The sequence below is a fragment of the Nocardia wallacei genome (assembly GCF_014466955.1).
In the GTDB taxonomy this organism is placed as follows: Bacteria; Actinomycetota; Actinomycetes; order Mycobacteriales; family Mycobacteriaceae; genus Nocardia; species Nocardia wallacei.
This window is the reverse complement of record NZ_AP023396.1, coordinates 5971729-5993788: the sequence shown is the minus strand read 5'-3', so window position 1 is coordinate 5993788 and position 22060 is coordinate 5971729. Positions and strand designations below refer to the sequence as shown.

The 22060-nt window shown below is 70.0% G+C and carries 22 protein-coding genes; 15 read left to right on the top strand and 7 right to left on the bottom strand.

All coding sequences use genetic code 11. From position 1 onward, the window contains the following. The first annotated feature begins 21 nt into the window (after positions 1-21). The 12 genes from NWFMUON74_RS26540 to holA all read left to right on the top strand — a co-directional run bounded on the left by NWFMUON74_RS26540 (position 22) and on the right by holA (position 12469). The gene (locus tag NWFMUON74_RS26540) at positions 22-1461 is read left to right on the top strand and encodes a vWA domain-containing protein (RefSeq protein ID WP_187689435.1); all 1440 of its coding nucleotides are present in this window, start codon (positions 22-24) and stop codon (positions 1459-1461) included. Positions 1462-1527: 66 nt separating this feature from the next. Continuing rightward, positions 1528-2238, top strand: a complete 711-nt coding sequence (locus tag NWFMUON74_RS26535; protein ID WP_187684494.1) for a hypothetical protein — start codon at positions 1528-1530, stop codon at positions 2236-2238. A gap of 58 nt (positions 2239-2296) precedes the next feature. Beyond that, a complete protein-coding gene (gene nadD / locus NWFMUON74_RS26530) occupies positions 2297-2935 on the top strand; it encodes a nicotinate-nucleotide adenylyltransferase (RefSeq protein WP_187684493.1) in 639 nt (212 codons plus the stop codon). Further along, complete coding sequence (gene rsfS / locus NWFMUON74_RS26525) at positions 2932-3327, top strand: ribosome silencing factor (protein WP_187684492.1); 396 nt, start codon at positions 2932-2934, stop codon at positions 3325-3327. Before nadD ends, rsfS begins: the two co-directional genes overlap by 4 nt. Positions 3328-3395: 68 nt before the next feature. Then, complete coding sequence (locus NWFMUON74_RS26520; protein ID WP_187689434.1) at positions 3396-4037, top strand: histidine phosphatase family protein; 642 nt, start codon at positions 3396-3398, stop codon at positions 4035-4037. 178 nt (positions 4038-4215) lie between these two features. Continuing rightward, positions 4216-5130, top strand: a complete 915-nt coding sequence (locus NWFMUON74_RS26515) for a hypothetical protein (protein ID WP_187684491.1) — start codon at positions 4216-4218, stop codon at positions 5128-5130. Positions 5131-5480: 350 nt separating this feature from the next. Next, positions 5481-6218 (top strand): diglucosylglycerate octanoyltransferase, encoded by a 738-nt coding sequence (octT, locus tag NWFMUON74_RS26510; protein ID WP_232111226.1) that lies wholly within the window; start codon positions 5481-5483, stop codon positions 6216-6218. Positions 6219-6414: 196 nt separating this feature from the next. Beyond that, on the top strand, positions 6415-7257 hold the full coding sequence (locus NWFMUON74_RS26505) for a DegV family protein (RefSeq protein WP_187684490.1): 843 nt from the start codon (positions 6415-6417) through the stop codon (positions 7255-7257). 12 nt (positions 7258-7269) lie between these two features. After that, the gene (locus NWFMUON74_RS26500; RefSeq protein WP_269475365.1) at positions 7270-8157 is read left to right on the top strand and encodes a class I SAM-dependent methyltransferase; all 888 of its coding nucleotides are present in this window, start codon (positions 7270-7272) and stop codon (positions 8155-8157) included. A gap of 316 nt (positions 8158-8473) precedes the next feature. Continuing rightward, on the top strand, positions 8474-9523 hold the full coding sequence (locus NWFMUON74_RS26495; protein ID WP_187684488.1) for a ComEA family DNA-binding protein: 1050 nt from the start codon (positions 8474-8476) through the stop codon (positions 9521-9523). 434 nt (positions 9524-9957) lie between these two features. Next, positions 9958-11487, top strand: coding sequence for a ComEC/Rec2 family competence protein (locus NWFMUON74_RS26490; protein WP_187684487.1), 1530 nt, complete (start codon positions 9958-9960; stop codon positions 11485-11487). 10 nt (positions 11488-11497) lie between these two features. Continuing rightward, positions 11498-12469, top strand: coding sequence for a DNA polymerase III subunit delta (gene holA / locus NWFMUON74_RS26485; RefSeq protein ID WP_232110608.1), 972 nt, complete (start codon positions 11498-11500; stop codon positions 12467-12469). 9 nt (positions 12470-12478) lie between these two features. Here holA and NWFMUON74_RS26480 read toward each other — a convergent pair whose 3' ends face one another. The 5 genes from NWFMUON74_RS26480 to NWFMUON74_RS26460 form a co-directional block, all read right to left on the bottom strand. Next, entirely contained in the window at positions 12479-12886 is a 408-nt protein-coding gene (locus NWFMUON74_RS26480) for a type II toxin-antitoxin system VapC family toxin (protein WP_187684485.1), read from the bottom strand. Then, positions 12879-13136, bottom strand: coding sequence for a FitA-like ribbon-helix-helix domain-containing protein (locus NWFMUON74_RS26475; RefSeq protein ID WP_187684484.1), 258 nt, complete (start codon positions 13134-13136; stop codon positions 12879-12881). The genes NWFMUON74_RS26480 and NWFMUON74_RS26475 overlap by 8 nt, the downstream gene beginning before the upstream one ends. 49 nt (positions 13137-13185) lie before the next feature. Continuing rightward, a complete protein-coding gene (locus tag NWFMUON74_RS26470; RefSeq protein ID WP_187684483.1) occupies positions 13186-14220 on the bottom strand; it encodes a phosphatidylinositol-specific phospholipase C in 1035 nt (344 codons plus the stop codon). A gap of 158 nt (positions 14221-14378) precedes the next feature. Next, positions 14379-14642 (bottom strand): 30S ribosomal protein S20, encoded by a 264-nt coding sequence (rpsT, locus tag NWFMUON74_RS26465; RefSeq protein ID WP_187684482.1) that lies wholly within the window; start codon positions 14640-14642, stop codon positions 14379-14381. A 160-nt stretch (positions 14643-14802) separates the two neighbouring features. Next, complete coding sequence (locus NWFMUON74_RS26460) at positions 14803-15726, bottom strand: AraC family transcriptional regulator (protein WP_187684481.1); 924 nt, start codon at positions 15724-15726, stop codon at positions 14803-14805. A gap of 212 nt (positions 15727-15938) precedes the next feature. Between NWFMUON74_RS26460 and NWFMUON74_RS26455 the strand changes: the two genes are divergently transcribed. Both NWFMUON74_RS26455 and NWFMUON74_RS26450 read left to right on the top strand, forming a co-directional pair. Continuing rightward, complete coding sequence (locus NWFMUON74_RS26455) at positions 15939-17141, top strand: cytochrome P450 family protein (protein ID WP_187684480.1); 1203 nt, start codon at positions 15939-15941, stop codon at positions 17139-17141. Between the two features lie 149 nt (positions 17142-17290). After that, positions 17291-18082, top strand: coding sequence for an aquaporin (locus NWFMUON74_RS26450; protein WP_187684479.1), 792 nt, complete (start codon positions 17291-17293; stop codon positions 18080-18082). A gap of 7 nt (positions 18083-18089) precedes the next feature. On the opposite strand, the gene NWFMUON74_RS26445 is transcribed toward NWFMUON74_RS26450, so the two are convergent. Next, positions 18090-18941: a class I SAM-dependent methyltransferase gene (locus NWFMUON74_RS26445; RefSeq protein ID WP_197986916.1), complete on the bottom strand. Its 852-nt coding sequence runs from the start codon at positions 18939-18941 to the stop codon at positions 18090-18092. Positions 18942-18974: 33 nt separating this feature from the next. After that, on the bottom strand, positions 18975-19544 hold the full coding sequence (locus tag NWFMUON74_RS26440; RefSeq protein WP_187684478.1) for a type II toxin-antitoxin system PemK/MazF family toxin: 570 nt from the start codon (positions 19542-19544) through the stop codon (positions 18975-18977). Between the two features lie 427 nt (positions 19545-19971). Between NWFMUON74_RS26440 and lepA the strand changes: the two genes are divergently transcribed. Next, positions 19972-21816, top strand: a complete 1845-nt coding sequence (lepA, locus tag NWFMUON74_RS26435; protein WP_187684477.1) for a translation elongation factor 4 — start codon at positions 19972-19974, stop codon at positions 21814-21816. Positions 21817-22060: the final 244 nt, after the last annotated feature.

The following is a 22060-nucleotide window of genomic DNA, read 5'->3' as shown; positions in this document are numbered from 1 at the left end:
CGCTCCCTGGTCTCGGCGGCGCTGCGGTCCGCCTCCGGCAAACCGCCGGCGACGGAACCGGAACCCCTTGCGCCGCACGGACTGCCGGGACACCTGGTCGGCTTCGTGGCGGCGCTGCGCGGCCGCGGAATTCCCGTGGGTCCGTCGGAAACCGTGGACGCAGCCCAGGTGCTCACGGTGCTGGACCTGATGGACCGCGAGATGCTCCGCGAGGGCCTGGCCTGCGCGCTGGTGCGCCGCGCCGGGCAGCGGCCCACCTTCGACGGCATGTTCGACCTCTGGTTCCCGGCCGCCCTCGGCGAGCGCGCGGGTGCGCAGCAGGTGGAGATCCCGCGCAAACCCGACGGCGAGGTCGACATCATCGAGCTGCGAAAGATGCTGGCGGAGTTGCTCGTTGCCGACCCCACGGGCGAGCGGGCGCGGCAGTTACAGGATCTCGCCGCGCAGATGGTCGAGCAGATGGGTCGGTACCAGTCCGCCAACGGCCCGTCGTTCTCGGCGTATCAGACTCTCAAGGACCTGCAGCCCGAACTGCTGGTGAGCAAGATCCTCGCCGGACTGGCCGCGGGCACGGACACCTCCGACTTCGACGACGAGGTCGCCCGCCGCACCGCCCGGCAGCGCATCAAGGACTTCCGCGGCACCGTCGAATCCGAGACCCGCCGCCGCGTCGCCGAGCGCATCGGCCGCGATCGTGTCGCCACCTACGGGGTGCAGCGCCAGGCCGAGGACGCCGATTTCCTGCGCATCTCGGAGAACGAGCTCGCCGAACTGCGCCGGGGCAGCCAGCGACTCGCTCGCGTGCTGGCCTCGCGGCTCGCGGCGCGGCGTCGCCGGTCCCGGCGCGGGGAGATCGACCTGCGCAAGACGTTGCGCAGATCCATGTCCACCGGCGGCGTCCCGATCAAGCTGGCCGCCCGCAAACCGCGCCCCGGACGGCCCGATCTCGTACTGCTGTGCGACATCTCGGGTTCGGTGGCCGGATTCTCCAGCTTCACGATGCTGCTGGTGAACGCGCTGCGCGAGCAGTTCTCCCGGGTGCGGATCTTCGCGTTCGTCGACCGCGTCGACGAGGTGACCGACCTGTTCGACCAGGTCACGCCGTTGGACCAGGTGACGCGGCGGATCTTCACCGAGGCCCGGGTGGTCGGCATCGAGGGCCACTCGGATTACGGGACCGCCCTCGAGGGTTTCGCCGAGAACTTCCCGGACGCCGTCACCAGCCGCACCTCGCTGCTGATCCTGGGCGACGCCCGCACCAACTACCGCGATCCGGCGCTGGGCACGCTCGAGGAACTGGTGCGGGTCGCCAAGCACGCCTACTGGCTCAATCCGGAGTCGGAAAAGATGTGGGGCACAGGCGATTCCGCTGCCAAGCGGTACGCCGAGGTGATCGAGATGCACGAGTGCCGCTCGGCCCGTCAACTCACCACCGTGGTCAGCCGCCTGCTGCCCGTGTGACAGCGACGTTGCCGGGCATTAGAAGTCGTTAAGCCGCCCGCAAGTGCGGCGGGCGACCATGCACGCGTGCCGAGCCGACCCCGGGAGACCGACGAGCGCCCAGCCGACCCGTCGCGGTTCGTATCGTCCGACGATTCCGGGTCCGGCCCCGAAGCGCTGTCGGCACTGATCGAATTCGGCACGGCGCGACTGGCCGACACCCCCGCGGTGGCCGAGGGCGCGCTGCGGCGGGCGGTGCGCGCGGGGACGGGGATCCTGTCCGCCGAACAGCTCGCCCGATTGCACACGCTGATCGTCACGGCGATCTGCGGGCAACCCGGCCGGGAGGCCGATCTGGCCGCCGCGGCGCTCGTCGCCGCCGACCACTGGCAGGGTTTGTCGGCCGCTGACGCCGCTCACCACACGCTGCTGGCCGCCCGCATTCACTACCGGTCCGGACGCCACAGCGCCGCCGCCGTTCTCTACCGGCGCGGCCTGTCGTGCCCGGGACTCCCCTACCCGGCTCCCGAGATCGCGATCCTGCACGAGCAATTCGGCACCTGTCTGGTTGCGGTGCGTCGATATCGCAGCGCGGCAACGGTATTCGAGATCGGCGCGGGATTCGCCGCGCACGATCGCGATTGCCGCGACCTGCATCGCGACCTGCTGGCCGCGGCCGCCGCCGCCCGTGCCGCCGCGCGGCCGGTGGCGATGGTTCGTCGGCTGCTCGCCGGTGCGGTGGCCAGAGGGCGTGCCGCGGCGCGCCCACGGGATGTCCGGCCCCCGCTGTCCGACTGAGCGCTGTACCGCCCGCGGTGCCGGGTACTTTGTCGCGCGCCCAGTAAGCTCGGCATTCGTGCAAGAAACAGGTCGGCGCAAACTGGGTGTGATGGGTGGGACCTTCGATCCCGTCCACCACGGGCACCTGGTTGCCGCCAGCGAGGTCGCGCATCGCTTCGACCTCGACGAGGTTATTTTCGTGCCGACGGGGCAGCCGTGGCAGAAATCGAGTAAGCAGGTCAGTCCCGCCGAGGACCGGTATCTGATGACCGTCATCGCGACCGCGTCCAATCCGCGGTTCTCGGTGAGCCGGGCCGACATCGACCGGGCCAAGCTGACCTACACCGTCGACACCCTGCGTGACCTGCAGAGTCAGCATCCCGACGCGGACCTGTACTTCATCACGGGTGCGGACGCGCTGGCCAGCATCCTCACGTGGCAGGATTGGGCGGAACTGTTCGAGCTGGCGAAATTCGTCGGGGTGAGTCGTCCGGGGTACGAGTTGAACATCGACCACCTCGCCGAGCACCTGCGGGACCTGCCGGCCGACGCGGTCACCGTCATCGAGATCCCCGCCCTGGCGATCTCGTCGAGCGAGTGCCGTCGCCGGGCCGCCGAGGGGCGGCCGGTGTGGTATCTCGTCCCGGACGGGGTCGTGCAGTACATATCGAAGCGGCACCTGTACGTGCCGGGAGGGAACGGGAGAGCTGGATGACGGCATCCGTCGAAGCGGTCGAGATGGCGCGGATCGCCGCGCGCGCGGCCGACGAGAAGCTGGCTTCCGACGTGGTGGTGCTCGACGTCTCCGAACAGCTGGTGATCACCGACTGTTTCGTGATCGCGTCCGCGCCGAACGAGCGGCAGGTCAACGCGATCGTCGACAACGTCGAGGAGAAACTGCGGCTGGCCGGGCACAAGCCGGTGCGCCGGGAGGGCACCCGCGAAGGGCGCTGGGTGCTGCTGGACTACGTCGAGGTGGTCGTGCATATCCAGCACAGCGACGAGCGCGATTTCTATGGCCTGGAACGGCTTTGGAAGGACTGCCCGCAGGTTCCGGTGGACGGGATCGGGGGCGCGCGCGGCGACGAGACCGGGGTTTCCGAGTGAGCCTCGGGTTCGGCGACGCCCTCGACGAGTCCGAGGAGCAGGGCGCCCGCTACGACAAGCACGCCAATGTGCGCCGCCTGATCCTGCTGCGGCACGGGCAGACCGAGTGGAACGCCGCCGACCGCATGCAGGGCCAGATCGACACCGAACTGAGCGAGCTGGGCCGCCGTCAGGCCAAGGACGCCGCCCGCGAGCTGCTGGGCCACGACGCGATCGCCATCGTGTCCTCGGATCTGCGGCGCGCCTACGACACGGCAGTGGCGCTGGCCGACCACACGTCGCTGGAGGTGGTGCGCGACCGGCGGCTGCGCGAAACCGACCTCGGCGAGTGGGAAGGGCTGACGCACCTCGAGGTGGATACGCGGTATCCGGGCGCGCGCCAGACCTGGCGGCTCAACGCCGACTTCACCCCGCCGGGCGGGGAGAGCAAGCTGGAGGTCGGAGCCCGGGCATTGCCGGTGGTTCGTGAGCTGTTCGCCGCGCGCACCGACTGGCCCGGTCGTACCATCATCCTCGTCGCGCACGGCGGGTTGATCGCCGCTCTGACCGCCGCGCTGCTGGAGTTGCCCCGGAAGAACTGGCCCGTGCTCGGTGGGCTGGCCAATACCAGCTGGGTGCAGCTGAGCAGTCACGGTCCGAGCATCGAGCAGCCCGGGTGGCGACTGGATGTGTGGAACGCGGCGGCGAAGGTAGCACCTGATGTCCTCTGAAAAGTCCTCCGACGACCGGGACGAACCGGTCCGGCAGGTTTCCGACGAATTGCTGCGCAAGGCGTCCGAGGTGCCCGTGCGGCGCCTACCGGACGCCTTGTTCGGTGGGCCCGCGCCCACCGAGGCAGAGCACGATCCGGAACCGGAGGCCGAATCCGACTACGAGCGCGGCAAATCCGTGCCCGACGAACTGTTCCGTAAGGCCTCCGAAGCGCCGGTGCGCCATCTGCCGGACGTGTTGTTCGGCGGTCCGGTGACGCCACCGGCCGCACCGCAGGAGACCGTGCCGGGAGAATCGGAGAGCGCGAATGCGACGGCGGAACCGTCGCAGTCGCAGCCTGTTGCGGATCGGTCTGTGTCCGGAGAGGACGGGAAGACCTCGGAGGCCGAAAGCGCCAGCGCCACACCTACGGCAGCGGGTGACGAGGCTGCGCCGACCGTAGCCGCTGCCCAGGTAGACGAACCGGCCGCGGCATCGGATCCGACTGTCGGACAGGACGATACCGCTCCCGATGCCGGGACCGCGGCGACCGAAGCAACCGAGCAGGTCGAGAGGTCGAACGAGGCCGCGCCGGAGGTGGTTGCGGAGCAGGCTGACGCGTCGGGTGAGGCTGTGCGGGAGGTGGTTGCGGAGCAGGCTGACGCGTCGGGTGAGGCTGTGCCGGAGGTGGTTGCGGAGCAGGCTGACGCGTCAGGCGAGGCCGTGTCGGAGGCGTTGTTGGAGCAGGCTGACGCGCCGGGTGAGGCCGTGTCGGAGGCGGTTACTGAGCAGGCCGTCGCGTCGGGCGAGGCCGTGTCGGAGCCGGTTGCGGAGGATGACGGCCCGTCGGGTGAGGCCATGTCGGAGCAGGTCGACGGCGAGGCGGGTAGCGCTGCGGAATCGGGCGCTGTCGAGCCTGGTGTGTCGGCGGAGTCGGCACCCGATCCCGTTGCGGCGGAGGAGAATACCGAAGCCGAGTCGGAGCCCGGAGGTGCCTCCGCGAGCGATGAGACGGACGCAACTTCGACTCCCGCCGCGCCGGAGGCGGATCCCGGTTCCGGTGGCCGTCTGCGCCGGGCGGTATCGCGATTGTTCCGAGGACGATCGACGTGACCCCACCCGGCCCGGCCGACTCCGACAACCACCTCGAACAGCCCGACCCACGCCCCTCCACCGCACCAGGCAACTCCGCGGCGTCCGCTGATACTCCGGCGGCGGGTTCGGCAGGCGATGCGGCGGCCTCCGCCGACACCCCGACAGCAGGTCCGGACGGTGACGCGGCGGCCTCCGCCGACACCCCGACAGCAGGTCCGGACGGTGACGCGGCGGCCTTCGCTGATGCTCCGGCGGCGGGTTCAGCAGGCGATGCGGTGGCCTTCGCTGATGCTCCGGCGGCGGGTTCGGCAGGCGATGCGGTGGCCTTCGCCGACACCCCGACGGCAGGTCCGGACGGCGACGCGGCGGTGAGTGCTGGGGGAGGTCGGCCGGTGCTGCTGGTGCTCGCGGATTCGCTGGCCTACTTCGGGCCGAAGGGCGGGCTGGCGGCTGACGATCCGCGCATTTGGCCGAACTTGGTTGCGGCTGAACTGGATTGGGATGTGGAGCTGGTTGCTCGTATCGGGTGGACGTGCCGGGACGCACACTGGGCGCTGATCGGCGATCCGCGAGTGTGGGCGGCGGTGCCGCGGGCGGGTGCGGTGGTGTTCGCCACCGGCGGTATGGATTCGCTGCCGTCGCCGCTGCCGACCGCGCTGCGCGAGCTCATCCGCTACGTGCGACCGCCCGCGCTGCGGCGGCGAGTGCGGACCGGTTACCAGTGGCTGCAACCGCGGCTGTCCAAGCTGGGGCGGCCGGTGGCGCTGCCGCCGCACGTCAGCGTCGGCTACCTGGAGCAGTCGCGAAACGCGTTGGCGCAGTTGCGACCCGAACTCCCGATCATCGGCGTGCTGCCGTCGGTGCACGACTGCGATGCCTACGGCCGCGTCCATACCGGTCGCGAACCGGCGGTGCGGGCCTTGCGCGCCTGGTCGGAGACGTCCGGCGTACCGCTCGTCGATCTGGCGGAAGCCGTGCGCGACAACATCTTCCACGGCGACGCCAATCCCGACGGCATCCACTGGGGCTGGGAAGGCCACACGGCCGTCGCCCGCGCCATGGTCAAGGCGCTGGCGGAAGCCCGCGCACCCGAGGCCGGTGCATGAACCGGATCCTCCCGGACGCCGAACGATCCCGCTCGGCGCTTCGCGCTCTCGACCATCAACCGCCGCGGCTTCGCCCCCACGACCTTCACCGAACCCGCTTCGCCACCGGGCATTCCGGTTGTCCGCGGTCGGGCGCTGAGTCGCGGCGACGTCCGATGACACCTGGACCACTCGGCTCGGAAGAGGCCGGGTAGCCGTGGCTGTCGTGGTGGTGACCGACTCCTCCGCAAGCCTGCCCGCTGCCCTGGTCGAGGAGCTGGGCATTCTGGTCGTGCCGCTGCACGTGCTGGTCGATGATCGGGCGTACCGCGAAGGCGTCGACGAGGAGCCGATCGATTACGCGTCCTCGACCGTGACGACCTCGGCCGCCGCGCCGGGCGAACTGCGTGTCGCCTACGAGCGGGCGTTGGCGCTCAGTGAGGGCGACGGCGTTGTGGCCGTGCACATTTCGCGGCAGCTGTCGGCCACCTGGGAGGCGGGACGGCAGGCGGTCCGGGACATGGACGCCGCCGAGCGGGTGCGGCTGGTGGATTCGCTCAGCGCCGGGCTCGGAACCGGACTGCCGGTGCTGGCCGCCGCGCGCCGGGCTCGCGAGGGCGCGACGCTGGACGTCGTCTACGACGCGGCGGCTTCGGCGGCGGCGCGCGGCCGGGCGTTCATCGTGGTCAATCGCACGGAGCAGCTGCGGCGCGGCGGCCGCCTGAGTTCGGCGGCCGCCTTCTTCGGCACCGAGCTGGTCACCAAGCCGATTCTGCAGATGGTCGACGGCCGTCTGGAACTGCGCGAGAAGGCCCGCACACGATCCAAGGCGCACGCGAAACTCGTCGCGGCCGCCGTCGACGCGGCCGGGGAGGGCGGCGCCACCGTGGCCGTCCAGCATCTCGGCGCGCCCGAGGCCGCTACCACCATCACCGCGCAGCTCCGCGATCTCATCCCCGGCATCCGCGAACTGGTCAGCGCGGAATTCGGGCCGACGCTCGCGGTACATCTGGGGTCCGGAGCGGTCGGCGTGCTGGTGGTGCCCGGCGGTTGTGCTTGACCCGTTTGCCGGATCGGCAACAATCTTTGCCGTCGCGCGCATCCTGTCGGCATCGTGGAGGTCATGAACCACGACGATTTCGACTGGGCCGCGATGGCCGACATGCTGGTGGACGAGGCCGAGGCATACAGCCCCTACCTGCACGGCGCGTTCGACGAGCTGTCGGACCTGAAGCCGGAGCGGATCCTGGATATCGGCGCCGGTCCCGGCGTGGCGGCGGGCCTGCTGGCACAGCGGTTCCCCGATGCCGAAGTGGTCGCCGTGGACGGCACGCCCGAACTGCTCGCCCGGGCCGAGCAGCGGGCCCGTGACCTCGGCGTGCGCGTGCAGACCCGAGTGGCGCAATTCCCGCAGGATCTCAGCGGACTGCCGGACGCCGACCTGGTGTGGTCGGCGAATGTGGTGCACCATGTCGGCGACCAGCTCGACGCGCTCACCCGCATGGCCGGACTGCTGCGGCCCGACGGCGTGCTGGCCATCGCCGAGGGCGGCCTGTCGGCGCGCTGGCTGCCGCGCGACATCGGATTCGGACGCCCCGGCCTGCAGGTTCGCCTGGACGCGGCGATGGCGGAGCGATTCGACCGGATGCGTGCCGAACTGCCCGGCGCGGTGGCCGTCACCGAGGACTGGCCTGCCTTGCTGCGCGCCGCGGGCCTGGTCGACGCCCACAGCCGCAGCTTCCTCGTGGACCACCCCGCCCCGCTGGCCCCCGGCCCCCGCCGCTCGGTACGCCAGTGGCTCGAACGCTACCGCGGCATGCAGGACGACCTGGACCCCGACGACCGCGCCACCCTGGACCGCCTCTTGGACCCCACCGACCCGCAGGGCATCGACCAACGTCCCGACGCTTTTCTCCTGACCGCCAGAACCGTCCACTACGCCCGCCGTCCTCGAGCCTGAGGCGGTCTCCAGGCGAAGGTCTTCAGTCGTGGCCGACCGGTGCTGATCGGTCGCCGCTCTGTCGTTCAGGGCGGTCGGTCACCGTGGGGATCGTCTCGGTGCCGATTGTCGGCGGCGGGGAGGCCGAGATCGGCACGGGCTTCCCGGGCGGTGCGAGGGGAGGCCGGATGGACAGGCTTGCGGGGCTATCAGGTCGGTGTGACATGTCGGGACTCGGCGGGGCCGGTTGTGCACAGTGGATCGGTTGTCCCCAGGCTTGTCGAAAGGGCTTGTCGGCCCGGAGGTCTCGGTGTGGCGGAGTCCTACGGTGGCTCGCATGGCGCGAAACGAGGAGCAGCGGCGGGTGCGGGCGCGGCTCGGGGTGCTGGCCGGTGATCCGGCCGGTACACGGTCGGTTCCGGGTGGGCGTTGGGATCTCGACGAGTTCGGGGCGGAGGAGCGGGGGCCGGAACGGTCCGCGGCCGACGACTGGGGCGAGACTGTCGAGGGGCCGCGCACACCGCAGTGGCTGAGTGAACCGTCGGGAGGTCTCTCGACGTGGCACGAACGGCTGGTGCCGGAGAGGTTCCGGGGGACCCGGCTCGATCCGGGGCGGCGGGGAGTGCTGGTGCTCGCCGTGGCCGGGGTGGTGGCGGTGATCGTCGCCGGCGCCGCGGCACAGCGGGAAAGACCTGTGGCGCAACCTGTTCCGCCGCTTCCGGCCGTGCGGACCAGTGCGGTGAGCGCCACCGGCGCGGCTGCGGAACTCGACGCGTTGCCGACTGCGGGTGCGATCGGCGCGGTCGCACCAGCGCCGGACAGCCAGGGGACCGACTCCGGCGCGGCCACACCGGCGTCCCCGGGCACTCGCGGGGCGGACGCGGGAGCTGCCACGTCCGTGCCCACTCGTGGCGCTGAGCTGGTGGTCAGCGTGATCGGCCTGGTCGAGCATCCCGGACTGTTGCGCCTACCGCCGGGTGCCCGTGTCGCCGACGCCCTGTCGGCCGCGGCGACCCGCGACGGCGCCGATCTGGCGAGCCTGAACCTGGCCCAGCGGCTCGCCGACGGCGATCAGGTGGTGGTCGGCCCGGCCGGATCGCATCCCGGCCCACCACAATTGGGCAGCGTCGTCATCCCCGGCACCCGCCAGTCCCCGACCCCCGGTAGCTCCGGCGCTCCGCCGCCGTCCCCCACCGCGAAGGTCGACCTCAACTCCGCCACCGAATCCGAACTCGACGCCCTCCCCGGCGTCGGCCCCACCACGGCCCGCGCCATCCTCGCCTGGCGCACCGAACACGGCCGCTTCACCTCCGTCGACCAACTCTCCGAGGTCACGGGAATAGGCCCGTCCCGCCTCGCCCGCATCCGCGACCTGGTGACGGTATGAACACGCCCGACCCTGACCCGTCCCGCGATCCGACTCCGAGACCCACCGCCGCACCGTCCCACAGTCGGCCCGGCGCCGGCTCGCGATCGAATCCGCGTCCACGGCGGCGAATTCGGCACGGTGATGCGGAGTCTCGGTGGCTTCGAGGTCGGGCGAGTGCGTCGCTGATCGACACCGTTGTCGACCGCATCGGCCACGCCGGCGCGCGGTTGTTCGCGCAGCCCAGGTGGCGGGCTCGGCGGGATGACGGCGGCCGGAACTCGCAGGTTCGACCGACCCGTCACGGGGTGTCCGCCGCCGCGTCTGCGGCGGCCGTCGATGGTTCCGCTGGATCGAGGTCGGGACGAGAGCGGCGAGGCGAGGAAGCGCCGGTTGTCGGGCCGCAGCCGCTCGATGTTCGATTGGTTCCCGCGGTGGGGATATGTTGGGGCGCAATGGTTGTGGCCGTGGTCGGCGGGTGGCGGGTGGGGCTGGGATTGGCGGCGGGGCTGGCTGTGGTCGGGGCGGTACTGATCGGGTGGGTGTGGCGTTCGGCGCGGGTCAGAGCGCGGCCCGCACGCTACGTAACCCGGCGACGCGGTGTGGTGATGTCGGTGTTGGCGGCGGTGCTGGCTGGCGGGGGGTTCGCGGTGGCGGCTGCGTGGCAGGAGTATCGGGTGGTGACGCATCCGCTGGGGGCTGCGGCGCCGGGCACCTATGTGACGATCGTGGCTACACCGGTGGATGATCCGAAACCGTTGACCCGCAAGGCTTTCGGCGGGCGACAATGGTTGGTGCGGGCCGATCTGATCGAGTATCGGCACGGGGAGGTGCCGGTGCGGGCGGGTGGAGCGGTGGTGATCATCGCGCCGGACAAGGGCTGGTCGACGGTGTTGCCGGGGCAGCGGGTGGAATTCCGGGCGCGGACCGACCGGCCGTGGCGGCGGGATCTGACGGTCGTGGTGCTGCGGGCGCAGGGGCCGCCTCGAACGGTCTCGGAAGCGCCGTGGTACCAGGACGTCGCGGGCGAGGTGCGGGCGAGGTTCGTGGCCGCGTGTGATCGCGCGCTGTCCGACGATGCCGCCGGGCTGCTGCCGGGGCTGGTCGCCGGTGACGTGTCGCGGCTGCCCGAGCACGTGCGGGAGAATTTCGAGAAGACCGACCTGGCGCACCTGACGGCCGCATCGGGCATGAACGTCTCGATCCTCTTCGCCGCCGTGCTGCTCGCGGTGCGGCTGCTGACCCTGGACGCCCGGCTGGGTATCGCGCTCGCGGCGGCCGCGCTGGTGATGTTCGTGATCCTGGCGCGTCCGTCGCCCTCGGTGCTGCGCGCGGCCGCGATGGGCGCGATCGCGTTGCTGGCCGCGACGACCGGGCGCCGCAAACAAGCACTCCCCGCCCTGTGCGCGACCGTGCTCGGGCTGCTCGCGTACTCGCCCGCACTCGCCGTGAACGCCGGATTCGCACTGTCGGTGCTCGCGACGGCCGGGCTGATCCTGCTGGCGCCCACCTGGGCGCTGTGGTTGTGGCGACATGGCTGGCCGCGCCCGCTGGCCGAGGCGTTCGCCGTAGCCACCGCGGCCTTCCTGGTGACGACACCGATCATCGCCGCGCTGACGGGCCACGTCGGCCTGCTGGCCATCCTGGCGAACGTGCTGGTCGAGCCGGTGGTAGCGCCCATCACGATCCTGGGCACCCTCGCCGCGGCCCTGTCCTGCCTGTACCAGCCCGCCGCCACCCTCCTGCTCCAGCTGACCGGCCCGCCCCTGTGGTGGCTACTCACCGTCGCCGAACACGGTGCCGCCCTGGATATTTCACTCACCGTCCCCGGCGGCGTCCGCACCGGCCTGACAGCCACCGCCACAGTCGGCGTCCTGGTGCTCGTGCTGTACCGCCTCGCCCACCCGGCCACCCGCCGGGAGAGCGACCGTGAACGGGGGCGAAGGTCCTCGGGCGCGGGTCGGGATGTCGGACCGCACCCGTAGGATCGGGCGCGTGACCGAACGCCTCGCACCCGTCCATCTCGTGCTCGGTGAAGAAGAGTTGTTGATCGAGCGCGCGGTCGCCGCGATCGTGGCGCAGGTGCGCGCGGCCGCACCGGATCCGGAGGCACTACCGGTGGATCGGCTGCGGGCGGGTGATGCGAGCAGTTCGGAGCTGGCGGAACTGTTGAGCCCGTCGCTGTTCGCCGAGGATCGCGTGATCGTCCTGGAGTCGGCGGCCGAGGCGGGCAAGGATGCCGTCGCGGTGATCACCGAGGCGGCGTCGGCCCCGCCGGAGGGTGTGGTGCTGGTGATCCTGCACACCGGCGGCGGGCGGGCGAAGGCGCTGGCCCCGGCCCTGCAGAAGGCCGGAGCTGTGGTGCATCCGGCAGCCAAGGTATCGAAAGCCGGAGAGCGAATCGAGTTCGTGCGCAACGAGTTCCGCGCCGCGGGTCTCCGCGTCCCCGGCGAGGTGGTGCAGACGGTGCTGGAGGCCGTCGGCTCGGACCTGCGCGAACTCGCCGCAGCCTGCTCGCAGCTGGCCGCCGACACCGGCGGCAAGATCGACGTCGCCGCCGTGCGCCGCTACTACTCCGGGCGCGCCGAGGTCACCGGTTTCGACGTCGCCGAACTCGCCGTCTCCGGCGACCGCCCGGCCGCCATGGAAGCGCTGCGCTGGGCCACCGACCGCGGCGTCCCGGCCGTCCTGCTCGCCGACGCCCTCGCCGACTCCGTGCACACCATCGCCCGGGTCGGCTCGGCCGGCCGCGGCGACCCGTTCAAACTGGCTTCCTCACTCGGCATGCCGCCGTGGAAGGTCAAGAAGGCCCAAGCGCAGGCCCGCGGCTGGACCCCGGCCACCATCGGCACCGCCCTGCAGGTCGTCGCGGCCCTCAACGCCGACGTCAAGGGCGGCGCCGCCGACACCGACTTCGCCCTCGAACATGCCCTCTCCCGCATCCTCGACCTCCACGAAACCCGCTGACCCACTTATCTATTCGGGCGCAATGATCTCCAGGGCGGGAAAGTAGCTGCGGAAGTCCTTGCGGTTGCGAGTCAGCAGGCGGTGGCCGTTCAGCAGTGCGTGTGCACCGATATAGAAATCCGGCAGCGGCGAAGTCTTCGCGCCTCCCCGGTGCCGGTAATGGAGATAGGCACGCCCGGCGAGAAATCCCGCCTCCCAGGGCAGCGCCTCACGGTGGAAGTCCGCCGGTGGCAGCGCCGCCTCCAGCGCTTCGATCTCTGCGAAATGAATCGAGACCTCGGCGTACACGATCGGGTTTATCACCAAGCCGTCGCCATCGATGGCCGCTTGTATCCGCTCGGTAGACCAGTCCGCCCATTTCGGGTCGTCGCCCAGCATGTCGAGCAGAACGCAGGTATCGGCCAGAGTCTTAGGCACCGCGCAGCAGTTTCATGAGTTCCTCGGTCGACATCCCCCTGGTCTCCGGGTTGTTCGCACTGCCGCGAGCGCGACGGACCGCGCGCTGGCCCCTGGTCTCGCCCACCGGCGCCAGCGGAGCGGGACGGGTGGCCTCGTGCTCGAGCAACGTGAGCATGTACGCCTGAAGAGACAAACCGGCCTGTGCGGCATGGACTTTGACGGCCTGCAGCACCTCGTCGGGGACGTCGCGTATGGTCAGCGCGGTCATGCCATCAGTGTAGCTGCATTGCCTGCATTGCAGCTATTGCAGAACCCGCTTACCCCACGTTGTGGTGGATGATCTCCTCGACCAGGGCTGGGCCCGGGAAGTCGGTCATCAGGACCCCGGTCGGTGTGCCGGGGGTGGTGCGCAGGTGGTCCAGGGTGTGCTGGTTCTCGACCGAGGCGTAGCGGCGGGGGAGTTTGGTGGGGTCGGGGGCGCCGTTGGCGGAGAGGTAGTTGAGGTAGAGGGTGCCGGGGGCGGCGGTGGCGGCGCGGTCGAGGTGGGCGGCGATGGCGGCCCATTTCACGTCCATGTCGGGGCCGTCCCAGAGGTCTTGCGCGTCGACCGCCATGCCGCGACCGCCGCCGTCGGCGATATCGCTGAACTGGGTGATCACGATCCGCCCGCGCACCTCCCGCAGGGCGGGGATCTCGGCACGGCCGGTGGCCGACGGCTGCCAGACCCGCGGATGCGCGGCGAGCGACCGGTCGATCCGGGCCAGATCCGGCGGCACGCCACCGGCGTCGGTGCAGCCGAAGGGCCTGGCGACGGTGGTGCATTCGGCCTTCACGCGCATCAGCACCGTCTCGAGCGGATGCCGGGACAGGAAGTCGTCGACCACGCCCAGCACGTCGTCGAAATTCACCCGCTGGAAGAAACCCCCGTGCTGCACGGCGAGCGAATCGGTCTCGTCGCGGCGCACCCGCACGTCCAGCGCCCGGATACCGGCCTCCAGTTGAACGCGCAGGCTCTGTCGCGAGGTGCAGCGATCGTCCGCGCAGCCCTTGTCGAACGCCTCCTGCGTGACCACCGCCGGACCGGCCTTACCGCCGTGCACGGCCAGGGTGTCGTGGGTGCCGGGAATCGAGATCCGGCTCAGCGGGCGGTCGTCGGGCACCGCGGCCATCCAGTCGGGATTGCGCGCGGAATCCAGTTTCCCGTGGGCGCCGGTCGACCCGAACCCCGGCAACCCGGCCGACTCCACCGCCGTGGTGGCCGCCACCGGCTCCGGATGCGTTGCGGGAGCGGATGATCCGCCACATCCGGCCAATGCCGCCCCCGCCGCGATCAGTACCGCTATCCTGCTCAACTCCCCACCGAACACCCACTCACGGTATCCGACGGGGGACCTACCTGGCGAGTCCGCTTGCGGGACACGACAAAAGCCGCCGTGGTCGTCTGCTCTCACAGACCCTCTGCCACGGCGGCATCACGAACGTAGGTGCGCGGTAGTGCTACCGCGCGCGATCAGCCCAGCTTGTTGTAGGCCAGCGCCAGCGCCGACTTCTTGTTGGCGGCCTGGTTGGCGTGGATGACGCCCTTCGAGGCGGCCTTGTCGAGGTCGCGGCTCGCCGAGACCAGCAACTCCTGCGCCTTGGCCTTCTCACCCGAAGCCGCGGCCTCGCGGAACTTGCGGATGGAGGTGCGCAGCGCGGACTTCACCGACTGGTTGCGCTGCCGCGCCGCCTCGTTGGTGCGGATCCGCTTCATCTGGGACTTGATGTTGGCCACGCCTGTTCCTCTGATTCCTGTCGTCAGTTGGTTTCGTGCTCTGAAGTCTCCGGGCGCGCCGCGCCAGCTGCGCGGCCTCTCGCCGACGATCGAGGTTACCAGTTGGCACGGTCCGAGGCGAAATCCCCCCGGACCGAGGCGAGGAACGCCGTGGTGGAGATCACTCGGAACGGGTGCGCCGCTGCCGGAACTCCCGGGGCGTCTCACCGTAGCGCGCCTTGAAGGCGGCGGAGAACCAGGTCGCGGTGAAACCGCTGCGCGCGGCGATCTCGGTGATGCTGATCGCGGGCGGCCCGGGGCGTTCCATGATGTCGCGGGCGACCCGCAGGCCCTCCTCGCGGCGCAGATCGCGATAGGTGGTGCCGGCCTGCTGCAGGACCGCCCGCAACTGCCGCGGCGACCAGCCGAGCGCGCGGGCGACGGCGGGCAGCCGCACATCGCCGACGCCCACCGTGTCGCGCACGTAGCGCCGGACCGTCGCCACCGTCTCGTCCAGCTGCGCGCGCTGAGGCCGCAGGTCTCCGAGCGCCAGCATGCACAGCAACTCGCCGATCCGATCGCACAGCCCCTCGAATTCCCGATCCCCGAGCCGGGACTGCTCGGCGTGCACGCTGCGGATCAGCGACCCGGTGACGCGGCCGAGCCCCGAGGTGAGATCGAGGACGGTGCGCCGCGGCGCCTCGGCCGGCAGCGCGTGGTCGATCTCGGTGCGCGGCAACTGCAGGGCCAGCGCGGTCGGCCCCGGCCGCATCCGGCACACCTGGTCCAGTCCCATCAGCAGCGCCCGGCCCGGGGGCACCGACAGCACCTCGCCGTGCCAGCCGAGGGTGAAGGCGGCATGCCGCGGGATGACCAGCCAATAGAAATCGTCGGCGGGTGTGCGGCGGACATGGGTGGGCGTGCGGTAGGCGACCCGGTCGCCCGGCTCGTCCCAGCGCAGCAGGCTGTAGGTCGCCGTCTGCTGCACGCTCAGGGTGGAGGTCCAGCGTTCCGGCGCGCCGATCCGATGATCCATCGGCACGAAGGTGTTGGTGAGTTCGGTCCACTGCTGGGCGTCCTCGATGGTCAGCTGGTCGTATCTCATGGCTGGCTCGATCCCTCGGCTCGGACGGCGACCGGTGCGTGCGTGAAATTCTCCACCAGTCGCGACAGCGGCGCGAGCCCGCCGCCCGATGACTTACGTTTTTGTGCCGATGAATTGTTTTGGCGGGCAGGAGATCCCGCAAGAGGTACCGGCGGGCGCCCGGCAGCACCGAGACTGCGGTGGAACAGCCGGAAAACTCTTGGGAGACGATCATGTCCGACGCGGTCATCCAGCTTCCTACCGCTGGCGAATCCGTTCACGCGACCTACGCCCGCATCCGTGCCGCCGGTGAGGTGGTGCCGATCGAACTGCCCGGGGGTGTGCCCGCGTTCGTCGCGGTCAGCTACCGCGCCGTCAGCGAGGTGCTCGACGACAAGGTGTTCGGCAAGAACGCGGCGAACTGCCCGGCCCTGCGCGACGGCACCATCCCGGCCGACTGGCCGCTGCGCGCGCTGACCGACATGGACCACATGCTCAACCTGGACGGCCTCGAGCACCGCCGGCTGCGCAAGACGATCGGCCAGGCCTTCACCCCCGCCCGGATCGCCGCGCTGGAACCGCGGATCGAGCAGATCACCGCGAATCTGATGGCGAACTTCCCGGCCGGCAACGAGATCGACCTGGTCGCGAATTTCACCACGCCGCTGCCGGTCCGGGTGATCTGCGAGCTGTTCGGCGTGCCCGCCGGCGTGGAGCAGACCCGGATCAAGGACTGGACCGCCACCATCGTGTCGGCCACGAGCACCGGCGAGCAGGCCCAGAACGCGATGACCGGCATGATCGGCTACTTCACCGAACTGCTCGACCGCAAATGCCGCGAACCCGGCGACGACCTGACCACCGCCCTGCTGCGGGCCAACGAGGACAACGATCTGACCACCGAGGAACTGGTCAACATGCTGTGGCTGGTGATCGTCGCCGGGCACGAGACGACCGTGCATCTGCTGAGCACGGCCGTGGTCACCCTGTGTACGAATCCGGAGCAGCGCGCCAAGGCGCTCGAGCAGTCCCGCTGGGCCGATGTGGTGGAGGAGGCGCTGCGCTACGGCTCGCCGGTCGTCGGCGCGCTCATGCGCTATCCGCTGCGCGACGTCACGGTGGCGGGCGTGGACATCCCGGCGGGCAGCATGGTGCTCTGGCACGGCGGTGTGGGCCGCGACGCGCGGCACTACCCCGACGCGGACACCTTCGACATCGACCACGACCACCGCGACCAGCTGGCCTTCGGCCGCGGACCGCATTTCTGCCTGGGCGCGCCGCTGGCCCGGCTGGAGAGCCGCATCGCACTGTCGATGCTGTTCAACCGGTTTCCGCGGCTGGCGCTCGCCTGCGATCCGGCGGATCTGGCATACGCGCCGCAGATCAGCACGACCGGGCCGATCGAGCTGCCGATACTGCTCGATTCCGCGGGCTGATCGCCGCGCGCCGTGTGCCCGATTCATGAAAGTCCGGCGTGGCGGCGCGGTTTCCGTTGTGCCGGGGTACCGGCCGGCGTAGCGTCCGAATTCTCCGCGCGTTACCTGATCTCGAAGCATTCCGTTCGAACGGGAAGGGTGGCAGATACATGTCTCCGACTGCTCAGGAAGTTGTCGAGGAAGACGTCGAACGGCGGCCGGTGCCGCTGACGCGCAAGCTGCTGGCCGAGGCGATCGGCACCTTCGTGCTGGTGCTCGGGGGCGTGGGCACCGCGGTCATCGCGGGGGAGCGGGTGAGCGCGCTCGGGGTGGCGCTGGCGTTCGGGTTCACGCTGCTGTTCCTGGTGTACGCGATCGGGCCGATCTCGGGATGTCACGTGAACCCGGCGGTGACGCTGGGCCAGTTCGTGCTGGGGCGGATCACCGCGATCACCGCGTTCTATTACGTTGTGGCGCAGTTGATCGGCGGGTTCGCGGCCGGCGCGGTGGTGTACGCGCTGGCGCAGAACCTGCCGAGCTACCACCGCGTCCGCGACGGTCTCGGCGCGAACGGATGGGGCGCGCACAGTCCGTCGAAGCTGCAGGTGGACGGTCCGATGGGGACGTTGGTGCAGAACGGTTACGGCCTGGCCGCGGCCATCACCGTGGAGGTGATCCTGACGGCGCTGCTGGTGTTCGTGGTGCTGGCCTCCACCGATCAGCTGTCGGATGTGCCGCTGGCCGGGCTGTCCATCGGCATCACGCTCGCGGTGGCCCACCTCATCTCGATCCCGATCGACAACACCTCGGTGAATCCGGCCCGCAGCCTGGCCGTCGCGCCCTACCAGCCGGGTGCGCTCGCTCAGGTCTGGGTGTTCGTGGTGTTCCCGCTCATCGGCGGGCTGCTCGGCGCGCTGGTGTACGGGCTGCTGTTCGGCCGCTCCCGGAACATGGCCTCGTGATTCGGTGTCACGGCTTGGCGGCGGTGACGGCGTAGAGCAGCGGCACCCGCGGGTCGTTCTCGGGTAGCCGCCACCATCCGCTCGCCTCGTCGCGGACCATACGTTCCCAGCGCGGCCACGGCAGCAGTTCGGTCTCGCGCAGGCCGGTGACCGTCAGTCCCGCCCGGACCAGGGCCGTGACGACGTGGCCGAGCCCGTGCGCCCATTCGTAGACGCGCGTCGCGTCGGCGGGCAGAGCGGGTCCGTCGGTGTAGGTGTGGGTGGCGTTGTGCTCCACGGCGCCGCGGCCTTCGAGATAGTCGTGGCGCAGCAGCAGTTCCGGGCCGTCGTCCGGGCCGGGTTTCGGGCCCAGCGAGGTCAGCAGGGGATGGAACTCCACGAGGGACAACCGGCCGCCGGGCCGCAGCAGGTCGCGGACCACCGCGGCCCAGCGGTCCAGGTCGGGCAGGTAGCACAGCGCGCCCTTGCCCGTGTAGACGATGTCGAAGCGCTCGGGACCGAGGGCGCGGACCGCGTCGTACACATCGGATCTGACGTAGTCGATGCGCACGCCGTGGTCGTCGGCGATGCGGTGCGCGTACTCGATCGCGCGGCCGGAGATGTCGAGCCCGGTCGCGCGGGCACCGCGCCGCGCGAAGGCGATGGTCTCGGTGCCCAGATGGCATTGCAGGTGCACCAGGTCGCGGCCGGCGAGTGGGCCGAGGTCGTCCCATTCGAACGGAGCGAACCACGAGTCCGCGTCCCGGCTGCCGTCGACGCCGTAGAACCGCGAGGCCACATGGATGGGAGTGCGTGCGTCCCAATTGCGTTCGATGATTCGTCGCAGGGCCGCGGTGCTGTCCTCGGGCGTGCTGTCCACTGCGCCCCCTTCGTCGTCGTCCGCCCGGCTTGTTCAGAACCAGTGGTACTCCGCGCAGAGCCGGTGCGCGACCCGATCGAAGGTCTTGCGCGGCAGTACCGCACCCTCGCGGCGGATGCCCGCCTCCGGCACGTCCAGCACCCGATCCAGTCGCACCCAGCTCGGCCGCCCCGCGTAATCCCAAGGCCCCGAACCGATCTCGATCCAATGGTGGTCGTGAGCACGTTCCGGGTTCGACGAGAGCATAAGCCCCAGCAGCGTTTTCCGTTCCCGGCCCACCACCAGCACCGGCCGGTCCTTGCCGTTGCTCGGGTCCTCCTCGAAAGGCACCCAGGTCCAGACGATCTCACCGGGATCCGCCCGCCCGTCCAACTGCGGGCAGTACACCACCTGCCGGGCCCGCTCCCGCGTCGGCACCGGCGTCGACGCCGTCGGCCGCACCGCCACCACCGGCGCTTTCCGCCGCCCCAGCGCCCGCTCCCACACCGGCGACCGCTGCACCCGCCCCACCAGCTTCGGCGCCTGCTTCTTCACGATCTTGGGCCCCTGCTCCCTGGCAATGGTCCCCAACTGCTTGCCGAGTGAGCTCCACGTGCTGGCCATGAGTCGGACTATAACGGCGCGAGCACGCAAACTCACCCCACCCCAACCCCTTTGCGCGAGGGGCGAAACTGCCGTCCGCCAGCCTGCGGGACCCGATCACGAACAGGCATGTGGCAGACCAGGGACATAGCTCGAGCTGTGATCTGGGTCGCCTGGCACGCCACAGACCTGCCCCATGGGGAGGGGCGTTACAACTTCACCCGAGCTTGCCCATAAGCTGAAACGTAAGTGAACCCCACCGCCTAACCACCACGGTTTGCGGCGCGGCTCTGTTTTCGGTGGTCGCCGCGCATGCGACGAAGGAGCCAGCGGCGGCCACCGAAAACAGAGCCACAAGGGCGCCGTAAACCCGCCGTGGCGGAGCCGCGGCAATCGAACACCGCAAACCCGCGACGCCGGAGGCGGCGCAATCAGACACAGGAGTGGAGTGCCTAGCTTCGCCGATACGACGTTCACCGATCCCGCGCGGATCCGGAACTTCTGCATCATCGCCCACATCGACCACGGGAAGTCCACCCTGGCCGACCGGATGCTGCAGCTGACCGGGGTGGTCGAGGAGCGGCAGATGCGCGCGCAGTATCTGGACCGGATGGATATCGAGCGCGAGCGCGGTATCACCATCAAGGCCCAGAACGTCCGGCTGCCGTGGTCGGTCGAGGGCACCGATTACGTGATGCACCTGATCGACACTCCGGGTCACGTCGACTTCACCTACGAGGTGTCGCGGGCGCTGGAGGCGTGTGAGGGCGCGATCCTGCTGGTCGACGCGGCGCAGGGGATCGAGGCGCAGACGCTGGCCAATCTCTATCTGGCGCTGGACAAGGATCTCGAGGTCATCCCGGTCCTCAACAAGATCGATCTGCCCGCCGCGGATCCGGATCGCTATGCCGCCGAACTCGCCCATATCGTGGGCTGTGAGCCGGAGGACGTGCTGCGGGTGTCGGGTAAGACCGGTGTGGGCGTGCCGGAGTTGCTGAACACCGTGATCGAGAAGGTCCCGGCGCCGGTGGGCGAGTCCGATTCGCCGGCGCGCGCCATGATCTTCGACTCGGTCTACGACACCTATCGGGGCGTGGTCACCTATGTCCGCGTGGTGGACGGCAAGCTGACGCCGCGCGAGAAGATCAAGATGATGTCGACCGGCGCGACGCACGAGTTGCTGGAGATCGGCATCGTCTCCCCGGAGCCGAAGCCGACGCAGGGGCTCGGCGTCGGTGAGGTCGGCTACCTCATCACCGGTGTGAAGGATGTGCGTCAGTCGAAGGTCGGTGACACGGTGACCTTCGCGCGGGGCGGCGCCGCCGAACCGCTCACCGGGTACCGGGAGCCGTCGCCGATGGTGTTCTCCGGCCTGTATCCGGTGGACGGCTCGGACTATCCGGATCTGCGTGACGCTCTCGACAAGCTGCAGCTCAACGACGCCGCGCTGACCTATCAGCCGGAGACGTCGGTGGCGCTGGGCTTCGGTTTCCGCTGTGGGTTCCTGGGCCTGCTGCACATGGAGATCACTCGCGAGCGACTGCAGCGCGAATTCGATCTGGATCTGATCTCCACCGCGCCCAACGTGATCTACCGCGTGCTCATGGAGGACGGCACCGAGCACGTCGTCACGAATCCGTCGTACTGGCCGGAGGGCAAGTCGCGGGCGGTGTACGAGCCGATCGTGAAGGTCACCATCATCTCGCCGAGCGAATTCATCGGCTCGATCATGGAGCTGTGCCAGTCGCGCCGCGGGGAGCTGGGCGGCATGGATTATCTGTCGGAGACGCGCGTCGAGATGCGGTACACGCTGCCGATGGCGGAGATCATTTTCGATTTCTTCGATTCGCTGAAGTCGCGCACCCGCGGTTATGCCAGCCTCGATTACGAGGAGGCGGGCGAGCAGGAGGCCGACCTGGTGAAGGTGGACATCCTGCTGCAGGGCGAGGCGGTCGACGCGTTCTCGGCGATCGTGCATCGCGACGCGGCGCAGGCCTACGGGCGGCGGATGACCGAGAAGCTCAAGGAGCTGATCCCGCGCCAGCAGTTCGAGGTGCCGATTCAGGCGGCCGTCGGGTCGAAGGTCATCGCCCGCGAGAATATCCGCGCGATTCGCAAGGACGTGCTGGCCAAGTGCTACGGCGGCGATATCAGCCGCAAGCGCAAGCTGCTGGAGAAGCAGAAGGAGGGCAAGAAGCGCATGAAGACGATCGGTCGGGTCGATGTGCCGCAGGAGGCCTTTGTGGCGGCGCTCTCCACGGAGTCGTCGGCGGATAAGTCGAAGGGCAAGTAGCGGCGCGAAACCGCTGGTCTGAGCGCTTGACCGGTTGGTATTGCCCGTTGATCTTGGGGCTTTCATACTGAAACGAGCGCTGCCAGGATGTGGAGCGCACCGGCGTATGCGGGCGTTCCCGTCCGGCGGTTCAATGACGGCCGGGCCGACCAGGGCCGAAGGATGTGACAGGCCGGTTGTCCGGAAATAAGGTGTAAAGCGATCTCAATTGGCAACACCACCGTTCGGTTCGGACACCGAACAC

What these genes read in the sequence shown, in the direction of transcription:
- rsfS (WP_187684492.1), top strand. Translation starts at nt 2,932, where the DNA reads ATGACGGCATCCGTCGAAGCGGTCGAGATGGCGCGGATCGCCGCGCGC.
- NWFMUON74_RS26495 (WP_187684488.1), top strand. Translation starts at nt 8,474, where the DNA reads ATGGCGCGAAACGAGGAGCAGCGGCGGGTGCGGGCGCGGCTCGGGGTG.
- NWFMUON74_RS26490 (WP_187684487.1), top strand. Translation starts at nt 9,958, where the DNA reads ATGGTTGTGGCCGTGGTCGGCGGGTGGCGGGTGGGGCTGGGATTGGCG.
- NWFMUON74_RS26475 (WP_187684484.1), bottom strand. Translation starts at nt 13,136, where the DNA reads ATGACCGCGCTGACCATACGCGACGTCCCCGACGAGGTGCTGCAGGCC.
- NWFMUON74_RS26460 (WP_187684481.1), bottom strand. Translation starts at nt 15,726, where the DNA reads ATGAGATACGACCAGCTGACCATCGAGGACGCCCAGCAGTGGACCGAA.
- NWFMUON74_RS26455 (WP_187684480.1), top strand. Translation starts at nt 15,939, where the DNA reads ATGTCCGACGCGGTCATCCAGCTTCCTACCGCTGGCGAATCCGTTCAC.
- NWFMUON74_RS26450 (WP_187684479.1), top strand. Translation starts at nt 17,291, where the DNA reads ATGTCTCCGACTGCTCAGGAAGTTGTCGAGGAAGACGTCGAACGGCGG.
- NWFMUON74_RS26440 (WP_187684478.1), bottom strand. Translation starts at nt 19,544, where the DNA reads ATGGCCAGCACGTGGAGCTCACTCGGCAAGCAGTTGGGGACCATTGCC.